A 10721-nucleotide genomic window follows, 5' to 3' on the forward strand; every position below is an offset into this window, starting at 1 on the left:
TGCCGACGCAGTCACGCACATCCCGACGGGGCCCAGGGAGGGGCTGACTCCCTGGGCCCCGTCGGCGCAAGCGGACCTCAGCCGCCCAGCGGCAGGCCCTGCGTCGGCAGGCCCTGCGTCGGCAGGCCCTGCGTCGGCAGGCCCTGCGTCGGCAGGGACGAGGTGGGCAGCCCACCCTTGGCGAGGGAGTCCGTCGGCAGTCCACCCTTCGTCGCGGTGGACGCGGTGTCCCCGAGAGCGCTTCCCGCGGCCCCGGCCGCGTCCCCCGCGGCCTTCTGCGCCGCGGGCGTCGCCTTCTTCACGGCTCCGCCGCCGGTCCTGCCCACGGCGGGCACCGCCTGCTTGACGGCCTTGCCGCCCGCGTTGCCCGCGAGACCGGTGACGTTCTGCGCCGCACCGTCGACGGTGTTGCCGACGTGCGCCCCGTCCAGGGCGGTCAGGCCGCCGAGGTTCGGGGTGGCCGCCGGCAGGTTCGTGGCCGCGCCGGCAGAGCCGGCCGCACCGACCCCGGCGGCCGCTCCCGCTGCGACGAGCAGCGCGGCACGGGCGATCCGGCGGGTCAGAGGGAGGGACATGATGCTCCATTCGACGGGAGGAAAACGGTGATGTCGTCCGAGCTCGGACGCCGTGACTACCGCTCGAAGCCGACAAAGGTTGCGGACGCCAAAGGTAAAGAATGGATAACGCATCGCATTATCGGTTGTGGATAAAAACGGGCAAACGGCACCGCTCCCCGCGCGTGCAGAATCCTTACCGCCCTTGATTTGCAAGGGCTCCCGGAACCCGGTCGAGGCCCACCGGGAAACCTGCGCACCCGGAAGCCGCACAACCCGGCCGAGTGAGACCCCGCACTACTGTCCGGTCACGATCCGGACCGCCCCCACGGACGTCTCCGCGCCCCCGGCACCCTGAGCGCCGGCCGTGTGCCACCCGCCGCCGCTCCCGGCGGTCCACTCGCGCCCCGCGTACGACACCCGCTGGATGTGCAGCGCCGAGGAGTTGGCCACGGCCCAGTGCGCCAGCTGCCAGCCCCGCTGCCGCTCGCCGCGCCCGCTCGCGTCGGTCTTCGTGCCCTCGGGCACGGGAACCGTCACGGTCCGCCCGTGCGCGGTCGCGGTGACACTCGGGGACGGCGACGGCGACGGCACCGCCGTACCGCCCACCTCCGCGCCGGTCTCCTGCAGCGCGTCCCGGCCGAAGTCCCGGACCAGGGCGGCCCGTACCGCGTCGGGCCCGGTCGCCTGGGCGGTGCCTGCCGGGCGCCCGTCACAGGTCAGCGTGCCCGCCGCGGAACCGGTCAGCGCCGCGGCCAGCAGTGTGGCGTCCGGCTCGTGCTTGGCGTACGCCTCCGGATAGCCGCTGCGCTGCACCCGCTGCGCCGCCACTGTCAGCGGCAGCTTCGAGTAGTCCGGCACCCTGGCCAGGTGCGCGTAGAAGATGCCGGCCGCGTACGCCGGGTCCATGATCTGCCGCTCGGTGCCCCAGCCCTGCGAGGGACGCTGCTGGAACAGGCCCAGGGAATCCCGGTCGCCGTGCGCGATGTTGCGCAGTTGCGACTCCTGGATGGCGGTCGCCAGCGCGATGGCCACCGCCCGCTCGGGCATGCCCCGCCCGGTGCCGACGGCGGCGATCGTCGCCGCGTTCACCGCCTGCTCGGGCGTGAACTCGTACGACGCCCCGTCACCCGTGTGGGAGACCACCTTGCAACCGCGCGCTCCCCCGCCCCCCGTGACGTACTGCACCACGAGATAGGCGGCGACGCCGCACAGGACCAGCAGGGCCGCGCCGATACGCACGAGGCGGCCGCGGCGCTTGGGGCGAATGGGGGACGGCTCTGGCACGCGTACAAGGTACTGGAGCCCCTCCCGGCCCTCGCGGCGGGCCCGGGCGGCACAGCGCACCGGGCCCGCCGAACCGGCGCGCTAGGGTCGGGAGCATGGCCGACACCTCGCTTGACCTCACGCTGGACGCCGCCGCGCTCACCGCGCAACTCGTGGACTTCCCCTCCGAGAGCGGGACCGAGAAGCCCCTCGCGGACGCGATCGAGACCGCCCTGCGCGCCCTGCCGCACCTGACGGTCGACCGCTGCGGCAACAACGTGATCGCCCGTACGAACCTGGGGCGCGCGGAGCGGGTGATCCTGGCCGGTCACATCGACACGGTGCCGATCGCGGACAACGTGCCCTCCCGGCTGGACGAGCACGGCGTGCTGTGGGGCTGCGGCACCTGCGACATGAAGTCGGGCGTGGCGGTGCAGCTGCGCATCGCGGCGACGGTCCCCGCGCCCAACCGCGACCTGACCTTCGTGTTCTACGACAACGAGGAGGTCGCCGCCGAGCTGAACGGCCTCAAGCACGTGTCCGAGGCCCACCCGGAGTGGCTGCGGGGCGACTTCGCGGTCCTGCTGGAGCCCTCCGACGGCCAGGTCGAGGGCGGCTGCCAGGGCACCCTGCGGGTATTGCTGAAGACCAAGGGCGAGCGGGCCCACTCGGCGCGCGGCTGGATGGGCTCCAACGCCATCCACGCGGCCGCCCCCATCCTGGCCCGGCTGGCCTCCTACGAGCCCCGGTGGCCGGTCATCGACGGCCTGGAGTACCGCGAGGGCCTGAACGCGGTGGGCGTCTACGGGGGAGTGGCGGGCAACGTCATCCCGGACGAGTGCGTGGTGACGGTCAACTTCCGCTACGCCCCCGACCGCACCGAGGGGGAGGCCGTCGCGCACGTGCGCGAGGTGTTCGCGGACTGCGGGGTGGAGGAGTTCGTGGTCGACGACCACAGCCCCGGTGCGCTCCCCGGCCTCTCCCACCCGGCCGCGGCGGCCTTCATCGAGGCGGTGGGGGGCACCCCGCAGCCCAAGTACGGCTGGACGGACGTCTCCCGCTTCTCCGCGCTCGGCGTTCCCGCGGTCAACTACGGCCCCGGCAACCCGCACCTGGCGCACAAGCGCGACGAGCGCGTCGAGGTGGCGAAGGTCCTGGCGGGCGAGGAGCGCCTGCGCAGCTGGCTCACCGCATAGCCGCCCGTGCCGCGTGGCGCTTCACGGCGGACATGCCCACGTCCCCCCTCCGTAACCCGCCTCGATCTAGTCTGAGATCGAACTACCGGCAAGCGGAGGGAGCGCACATGGCTACCGGGAACCCCGAGGGGAAGAAGCAGCCGCCGGACGAGCAGCGACTCGGACCGGTCCTCCGACGGCGTGGACAGGTCATGTCCAGCACGACGGACCAGCGGCTCCTGGACGAGCGGGCCCCCACGGACTGGGTGCACACCGACCCCTGGCGGGTCCTGCGGATCCAGTCGGAGTTCATCGAGGGCTTCGGCACGCTGGCCGAACTCCCGCCCGCCATCAGCGTGTTCGGCTCCGCGCGTACTCCGGTGGACTCACCCGAGTACGACGCGGGGGTGCGGCTGGGACGCGGGCTGGTGGAGGCCGGCTGGGCCGTGATCACCGGCGGTGGCCCCGGCGCCATGGAGGCGGCCAACAAGGGCGCCAGCGAGGCCGGCGGCACCTCGGTGGGCCTCGGCATCGAACTGCCCTTCGAGCAGGGCCTGAACCCCTACGTCGACATCGGCCTGAACTTCCGCTACTTCTTCGTCCGCAAGATGATGTTCGTGAAGTACGCGCAGGGCTTCGTGGTGCTGCCCGGCGGCCTCGGCACCCTGGACGAACTCTTCGAGGCCCTCACCCTGGTCCAGACCCAGAAGGTCACACGCTTCCCGATCGTCCTGTTCGGCAGCGAGTACTGGGGCGGCCTGGTGGCCTGGCTGAAGAACACGCTGGTGGCCCAGGGGAAGGCGGCCGACAAGGACCTGCTTCTCTTCCACCTGACGGACGACGTCGAGGAGGCAGTGGCCCTGGTCTCCAAGGAGGCGGGCCGCTAGGACCTGTCCGGCGGATCGTGCCGGCAACGCGGGTCCCGCAGCCGGCCTGATCCGCCGGACAGACCCTGGCCCGGGAGCTCCGCCCCCGAACCGCCTTCACCGGGGGTCCGGGACGCGGAGCTCGCTGGTCGGGCGGGTCAGGCCACGCCGCGCCTGGCGACCGCGGGAGGACGGTGCCCGGCGATCGACGCAACCATCTCCAGTACCTGACGAGTCTCGGCAACCTCATGCACCCGGTACACCTGCGCCCCCAGCCACGCCGACACCGCCGTGGTCGCCAGCGTCCCGACCAACCGCTCCTTGACCGGCCGGTCCAGGGTCTCGCCCACGAAGTCCTTGTTGGACAGCGACACCAGCACCGGCCACCCCGTGCCGACCATCTCGTCCAGCCGCCGCGTCGCCTCGAGACTGTGCCGGGTGTTCTTCCCGAAGTCGTGCCCGGGATCGATCAGCACCGACTCCCGGGGCACTCCCAGGGAGACGGCGCGCTCCGCCAGCCCCACCGTCACCTTCAGGATGTCGGCCATGACGTCGTCGTACGTCACGCGGTGCGGCCGGGTCCGCGGCTCGACCCCACCCGCGTGCGTGCACACCAGCCCCACCCCGTGACGCGCGGCAACCTCCGCGAGCCCCGGATCGACCCCGCCCCACGCGTCGTTCAGCAGATCCGCCCCGGCCTCGCACACGGCCTCGCCGACCTCGGCCCGCCAGGTGTCCACACTGATGATCACGTCCGGGAAGCGACGCCGTACCTCCGCGACGAACCCGACCGTCCGCCGTGCCTCCTCCTCGGCCGTGACCTCTTCGCCCGGCCCGGCCTTCACCCCGCCGATGTCGACGATCGCGGCGCCCTCGGCCACCGCCCGCTCTACGTGCGCGAGCGCCGGCTCGTCGCGGAACGTGGCCCCCTGGTCGTAGAAGGAGTCCGGGGTCCGGTTCACGATCGCCATGATCACCGGCTCCCGCGGCCCGAATTCCCTCTTGCCCAGCCTGAGCATCCCCTGTGACCTCTCCTCGTACATCCCGCAGTACCGCCGCCTGCGACCCTAACTGTCAGACTCGCATGGCACGATCGGACCCAGACAGAATCGGCTTCCGGCACAGCGTCCGGCACATCGAGCGTGGGGACCTCTAGCGATGGTTATGTTCTTGTTCCTGGTCGTCGCCCTCGTCGTCGTGGTGGCCGCGGTGACACTCGCCGTGGTGGGTGGTGGCGAGAGCGGCCCGCTGCCCGAAGCGGCCCCGGAGCGGCTGCAGGATCCGCTGCCCCCCGACCGCCCGGTCAGCGGGGCGGACGTGGAGAGCCTGCGCTTCCCGGTCGCCCCGCGTGGCTACCGCATGGCGGACGTCGATGACGCCCTCGGCCGCCTCGCCGCCGAACTCGCCGAGCGGGACGCCCGTATCGCCGACCTGGAGTCCGCGCTGGCCGGCGCCCGCGCCGCCGCGCACGCCCGGCTGGACAAGCCGGGCCCGGAGGAGCGCCGATGAGCGCCTCGGCCGCCCTGGCCGGGGCCGACGGGGTGCTGCGCTGCCCGTGGGCCCTGTCCACCGAGGACTACGTGTCGTACCACGACGAGGAGTGGGGCCGCCCGGTCCACGGCGACGACGCCCTCTTCGAGCGGATCAGCCTGGAGGCCTTCCAGTCGGGCCTGTCCTGGATCACGATCCTGCGCCGCCGCCCGGGCTTCCGCGCGGCCTTCGCCGGCTTCCGCATCGAGAAGGTCGCCGCCTTCACGGACGAGGACCGCGAGCGGCTGCTGGCCGACCCGGGCATCATCCGCAACCGCGCCAAGATCGACGCGACGCTCACCAACGCCCGCGTGCTCGCCGACTGGGCGGAGGGCGAACTGGACGACCTCGTCTGGTCCCACGCCCCCGACCCGTCGGGCCGCCCGGCCCCGAAGACCCTCGCCGACGTCCCCGCGGTCACCCCGGAGTCCGCCGCCCTGTCCAAGGAACTGAAGAAGCGGGGCCTCAGATTCGTCGGCCCCACGACGGCGTACGCGCTGATGCAGGCGTGCGGGCTGGTCAACGACCACTTGGCGACCTGCGCGAGCCGCGGCGGCATCCCGCAGTCCTAGCCGCTCAGCGACCCAGGTACTTCGGCTTCTCCTTGTTCACGAACGCCTGGACGGCGATCGTGTGGTCCTCGGACTGCCCGGCTCGCGTCTGGAGTTCGTCCTCCTTCTCCAGGGTCTCGGCGAGGGAGTGGGTCAGGCCGTAGGACACCGCCTCCTTGAGCGCCGCGTAGGCCACCGTCGGGCCCTCGGCCAGCGCCCGCGCCACCTTCTCGGCCTCGGCGCGCAGCTCGGCGGAGGGCACCAGCCGGTTGGCGATGCCCAGCTCCAGCGCGTCCTGGGCGCTGATGCTGCGCGGGAAGAGCAGCAGGTCGGCGGCGCGTCCCGGGCCGACCACCCGGGGCAGCGTCCAGGAGATGCCGGAGTCGGCGGTCAGCGCGACGCCCGCGAAGGAGGTGTTGAACGCCGCCGTCTCGGCCACCACCCGGTAGTCAGCGGCGAGCGCGAAGCCGAAGCCCGCTCCGGCCGCCACCCCGTTCACCGCGGCGACCACCGGCTTCGGTGCCCCGGCCAGCGCCTTCACGATCGGGTTGTAGTGCTCCTTGACGGTGCTCATCGTCTGCCCGGACCCCGTCTCGCGGTCCGCGGCCAGCAGCCCGATGTGCTCCTTGAGGTCCTGGCCCACACAGAACGCCCGGTCCCCGGCGGCGGTCAGCAGGATCGCCCGTACGGCCGCGTCCCCGGCTGCGGATTCCGCGGCCTCCCGGAGGGCGACCTTGGTCGCGATGTTCAGCGCGTTCATCGCCTCGGGGCGGTTCAGCGTGATCGTCGCGAGTCCGTCGCTCACCTCGTAGAGCACGGTGTCGGCCATGGCGCATCCCCTCCGGGTCGCTGCGGGTGACGTACCGCTCAGTACGTCTCTGTCTGAAGGACAGCATGGCGGAGAACGCCGTCCGGGAACCGTGACGGACGTGTGACCTGCGTCAAAGAAAACCGGAGCGGAGCCGGTCCGGCGGCGTTCGCGGGGCGGCGCAGTATCGCAGCCACATCCCCGAATTGAGTGGTTTTGCTCGCGCGCGTTGCCCAAGCGATGCCGACCGATGTTGGTCATCGGGTCCTGCGATGCGGGATAATGGCTTGGAAGCAATGTGTTCGATGCCGGTGTCGCGTGTCCGTTCCGGGCCGCGGGTGCCCTCCCGGGGCCGTCGGCAGACGATGAGCCTGGTTTCAGGAAGGGGAACGAGCATGGCGGCCATGAAGCCGCGGACGGGTGATGGCCCGCTCGAGGTGACCAAGGAGGGGCGGGGCATCGTCATGCGCGTTCCGCTCGAAGGCGGCGGTCGACTCGTCGTCGAGCTGACCCCTGACGAGGCCGAGGCGCTCGGCGACGCCCTCAAGAAGGTTGTCGTCTGACGAGCCGGAGCTCCTGTCCTTCCGGCTGCCCCGGCATCGCATGCGGTGCCGGGGCAGCCGCGTTCCCGGGCCCCCGCGCCCCGCGGATCACCGCTTGACGGCACACAGCAGCCCGTCGCCCACCGGCAGCAGCGACGTCACCAGCTCCTGGCTCTCCCGCACCGTGCGCAGCAGCTCGCGCAGCCGCAGCACCTCGGTGGGCTGCGGCCCCGCGTCGACGGTGCGGCCGTTGGCGAAGACACCCTCGAAGACGACCAGCCCGCCCGGACGCAGCAGGCGCAACGATTCGGCGAGATAGTCCGAGTACTCCAGCCGGTCCCCGTCGCAGAAGACGAGGTCGTAGCCGGCGTCCGCGAGCCGGGGCAGCACGTCCAGGGCGCGGCCGGGGATGAAACGGGCCCGGTTGCTGGCGAAGCCGCAGGCGCGGAAGGCCTGCCGGGCGAACTGCTGGTGCTCCGGCTCCGGGTCGACCGTGGTGAGCACCCCGTCCGGGCGCATGCCGTGCAGCAGATGAATCCCGGACACCCCGCAGCCGGTGCCGATCTCCGCGACCGCCTTCGCGTCCACGGAGGCGGCGAGCACGCGCAGCGCGGCGCCCGTGCCGGGCGACACCGAGCGCAGCCCTGCCTCGCGGGCCCGGTCCCGGGCCCAGCGCAGCGCTTCGTCCTCGGCGACAAAGGCGTCGGCGAACGCCCAGCTCGTCTGCCGGTTGCCGGTAATGACCCTCTCCTGTCCCCATGGTTGCCTGGGCGTGACTGTATCCGTTGCCGTCGGGAACCCGCAGATGGGACCGGGCGTTTAAAGGGTTGAGCCGGTGACCCGGGACGCGACGGGGGGTAAGAGGTGGAGCAGGACACCGAGCACATGCTGACGCAGCCGTATGAGCCGTATCAGTGCGTATCAATTTTTCGTAAAACCGCTTATCCGGAGCTAACGGACGAGGTGGCTATGGTAGGGGCTCCACTGGACACCACCAGAGCCGACAGGGGAGGTGCGGCTGCGCCCGGGGACCGGGGCGGAGTGCTGCGGCGCTTCCTCGGGTCGACGGGCAGGCCGAAATCCGTGACCGACACCGCTGCTGAGCACAGCCACGCCGCCGGCTTCGCCGCGGCCGGGGCCCAGACCGCGACCTTCTCCACCGACGCGGACGGGCAGGCCTGGACTCCTCCCACGTGGGAGGAGATCGTCAGCACGCACAGCGGCCGGGTCTACCGGCTCGCCTACCGTCTCACGGGCAACCAGCACGACGCCGAGGACCTCACCCAGGAGGTCTTCGTCCGTGTCTTCCGTTCCCTGTCGACGTACTCGCCGGGCACGTTCGAGGGCTGGCTGCACCGCATCACCACCAACCTCTTCCTGGACATGGTCCGGCGCAAGCAGCGCATCCGCTTCGACGCCCTCGGTGAGGACGCGGCCGAGCGCCTGCCCAGCCGCGAGCCCACCCCTCAGCAGGTCTTCAACGACGCCCACTTCGACGCCGACGTCCAGCAGGCCCTCGACACCCTCGCGCCCGAGTTCCGCGCCGCGGTCGTCCTGTGCGACATCGAAGGACTGTCCTACGAGGAGATCGCCGCGACCCTCGGCGTAAAGCTCGGCACGGTCCGCTCCCGCATCCACCGCGGCCGCTCCCAGCTCCGCAAGGCCCTCGCGCACCGTTCGCCCGAGGCGCGCAAGGCCGAGCGGCGCTCCTTCGTGGCCCGTGTCCCCGCTCTGGGGGGAGGGGGCGCGACCGCGTGAGTGGATCTCGGCCGAAACCTGCGTACCTCGCAGAGCAGCACCTGGGAGACCGGCTCTCCGCCCTCGTGGACGGAGAGCTCGGTCATGAGTCGCGTGAGCGCGTCCTCGCACACCTGGCCACCTGTGCCCGGTGCAAGGCGGAGGCGGACGCCCAGCGCCGACTGAAGAACGTGTTCGCCGAGGCGGCCCCGCCGCCGCCCTCCGAGAGCTTCCTGGCCCGCCTCCAGGGCCTCCCCGAGGGAGGCGACCTCGACGGCGGCGGCACGCCGGGGCCCGGGGGCGGGTCCTTCGGGCGAGGGCCCGACGCCGGGGTCTTCGGAATGCGGCGCGGCGAGCGCTTCGAGTTCGGGTACGTCCCGGCCGGACCCGCGCATTGCGCCGTTCCCGAGGAGCGCGGTTTCCGCACCCATCCCGTCGGCCGCCCGGACGTCGACCGCTCCGCCTCGCGCGGACTGCGGTTCGCGTTCGCCGCAGCCGGCGCGGTGTCCCTGGCCGCCCTCGCCCTCGGCGGCGTGACCACCGCCCTCCCCGGGGACATGGCCGCGGACGCCCGGAGCGGCACCGGCACCGGCAATGTGATCCCCACGCGTTCGGCGGCCACAGGCACGGGCGCGGTGACGCCCGACTCCCAGCGCCGCGGTTCGGTGGGACCGCTGCTGCAGGGCAGCAGCCTGCTCGGCCAGACGTCCGTGGCGCCGACCTCCATGTCCGCGCCGCTGGTGCCCGGAGTACCGGCCCCGGCCGGCGGGCAGCTCCAGGACGCCGTGCACGACCTGACCACACCGGTGATGGCCGGCGCGGCCGCGGTCTCGCCGCTGATACGCCCGCTGAGCGAGATCACGCCGTTCTCCCTGGCCCTGTCGGCGACACCTCGGGTGACCCGCCCGGGCCTGCTGTTCGCTCCCCTCCCCGACACCCCCTCCGCCCCCTCCGTGCCCGCCGCCCCCGCCGCATCCCCGTCCGTCGCATCCCCGCCCGCCGCTCCCCGGACGCCCTGACCTGCCGCTGCGCCCCGGCCCGCGGACCTGGTTGAATCCTGTGAGGCCGTGTCAGGGGCGCTGACCCGGGCACGGAAGTCGTTCCGCGGCACCGCCGACGCGCGCGGCCGCGGCCAGCCGTGGGGAGAGCATGAACGAGGGGAACCCGACGTCCGTCCCGCCGGGGGAGCAGGGGACACACGCGGAGCAGGCGTCGGTGGGCGAAGCCGAGCCGTCGGCCGGGGGCGACTTCGAGCTGGCGAAGCCCGCGCCCGCCGCGGCCGAGCCGGTGGCGGCGGATGCGGTCGCGGCGGATGCGGATGCGGTCGCGGCCGGGGCGGTGCCGACCGGCGTGGGGTCCGCCGCCGAACCGTCCGTAGTGCGGCCCGAGCCTCTGCACGACCCCGACCCCTACAGCACCCCGCCCTACGGCGAGCCGGGCCCCTGGGCGCCCGCACCGCCGGTCCAGCACCCGGCGACCACCCCGCCACAGGGCACGCCAGCAACGGCGCCGGTGTGTGCGCAGGTACCGGGGCAGACGGCTCCGCCTGCGCCTGCGCCGGCGGCGATGGCAGCGCAAGTACCTGGGCAGAAGGCTCCGCCCGTACCGGGATCGGTGGTTGCGCAGGTACCGGCGCATACGGCTCCGCCCGCACCGGCACGCATGGCTCCGCCCCCGCCGGTGTCCGCTGCC

The 10721-nt window shown here is 72.9% G+C and carries 12 protein-coding genes and 1 pseudogene; 8 read left to right on the top strand and 5 right to left on the bottom strand.

Annotated features, from left to right (window positions below):
• Positions 1-77: 77 nt before the first annotated feature.
• Together ACFZDC_RS12510 and ACFZDC_RS12515 are read right to left on the bottom strand one after the other, a co-directional pair.
• Positions 78-575: an ATP-binding protein gene (locus ACFZDC_RS12510; protein WP_391322934.1), complete on the bottom strand. Its 498-nt coding sequence runs from the start codon at positions 573-575 to the stop codon at positions 78-80.
• A gap of 276 nt (positions 576-851) precedes the next feature.
• On the bottom strand, positions 852-1841 hold the full coding sequence (locus ACFZDC_RS12515; protein WP_391322936.1) for a heavy metal transporter: 990 nt from the start codon (positions 1839-1841) through the stop codon (positions 852-854).
• Positions 1842-1936: 95 nt separating this feature from the next.
• Here ACFZDC_RS12515 and dapE point away from each other — a divergent pair, with 95 nt between their 5' ends.
• Together dapE and ACFZDC_RS12525 are read left to right on the top strand one after the other, a co-directional pair.
• Positions 1937-3016, top strand: coding sequence for a succinyl-diaminopimelate desuccinylase (gene dapE / locus ACFZDC_RS12520; protein ID WP_391322938.1), 1080 nt, complete (start codon positions 1937-1939; stop codon positions 3014-3016).
• Positions 3017-3123: 107 nt separating this feature from the next.
• Entirely contained in the window at positions 3124-3882 is a 759-nt protein-coding gene (locus tag ACFZDC_RS12525; protein ID WP_391322940.1) for a TIGR00730 family Rossman fold protein, read from the top strand.
• Positions 3883-4019: 137 nt separating this feature from the next.
• Here the strand turns inward: ACFZDC_RS12525 and folP are convergent, their stop codons facing one another.
• Positions 4020-4880, bottom strand: coding sequence for a dihydropteroate synthase (gene folP, locus ACFZDC_RS12530; protein ID WP_391322942.1), 861 nt, complete (start codon positions 4878-4880; stop codon positions 4020-4022).
• A gap of 139 nt (positions 4881-5019) precedes the next feature.
• On the opposite strand from folP, the gene ACFZDC_RS12535 reads away from it, so the two are divergent.
• Together ACFZDC_RS12535 and ACFZDC_RS12540 are read left to right on the top strand one after the other, a co-directional pair.
• On the top strand, positions 5020-5370 hold the full coding sequence (locus tag ACFZDC_RS12535; protein ID WP_391322944.1) for a DivIVA domain-containing protein: 351 nt from the start codon (positions 5020-5022) through the stop codon (positions 5368-5370).
• A complete protein-coding gene (locus ACFZDC_RS12540; protein ID WP_391322945.1) occupies positions 5367-5963 on the top strand; it encodes a DNA-3-methyladenine glycosylase I in 597 nt (198 codons plus the stop codon). Before ACFZDC_RS12535 ends, ACFZDC_RS12540 begins: the two co-directional genes overlap by 4 nt.
• 4 nt (positions 5964-5967) lie before the next feature.
• Here the strand turns inward: ACFZDC_RS12540 and ACFZDC_RS12545 are convergent, their stop codons facing one another.
• Positions 5968-6771, bottom strand: coding sequence for an enoyl-CoA hydratase-related protein (locus tag ACFZDC_RS12545; protein WP_391322947.1), 804 nt, complete (start codon positions 6769-6771; stop codon positions 5968-5970).
• Positions 6772-7145: 374 nt separating this feature from the next.
• Between ACFZDC_RS12545 and ACFZDC_RS12550 the strand changes: the two genes are divergently transcribed.
• Complete coding sequence (locus ACFZDC_RS12550) at positions 7146-7313, top strand: DUF3117 domain-containing protein (RefSeq protein ID WP_018544333.1); 168 nt, start codon at positions 7146-7148, stop codon at positions 7311-7313.
• Positions 7314-7400: 87 nt separating this feature from the next.
• On the opposite strand, the gene ACFZDC_RS12555 is transcribed toward ACFZDC_RS12550, so the two are convergent.
• On the bottom strand, positions 7401-8099 hold the full coding sequence (locus tag ACFZDC_RS12555; RefSeq protein ID WP_391323444.1) for a class I SAM-dependent methyltransferase: 699 nt from the start codon (positions 8097-8099) through the stop codon (positions 7401-7403).
• A 234-nt stretch (positions 8100-8333) separates the two neighbouring features.
• Between ACFZDC_RS12555 and sigE the strand changes: the two genes are divergently transcribed.
• The 3 genes and pseudogenes from sigE to ACFZDC_RS12570 form a co-directional block, all read left to right on the top strand.
• Positions 8334-9050, top strand: a complete 717-nt coding sequence (sigE, locus tag ACFZDC_RS12560) for an RNA polymerase sigma factor SigE (protein ID WP_391322949.1) — start codon at positions 8334-8336, stop codon at positions 9048-9050.
• Complete coding sequence (locus ACFZDC_RS12565) at positions 9047-10048, top strand: zf-HC2 domain-containing protein (RefSeq protein WP_391322951.1); 1002 nt, start codon at positions 9047-9049, stop codon at positions 10046-10048. Before sigE ends, ACFZDC_RS12565 begins: the two co-directional genes overlap by 4 nt.
• A 130-nt stretch (positions 10049-10178) precedes the next feature.
• Positions 10179-10721, top strand: a pseudogene (locus ACFZDC_RS12570) (protease); the annotation flags it as partial.

This window comes from Streptomyces sp. NPDC007905 (genome assembly GCF_042959345.1).
Taxonomy (GTDB): domain Bacteria; phylum Actinomycetota; class Actinomycetes; order Streptomycetales; family Streptomycetaceae; genus Streptomyces.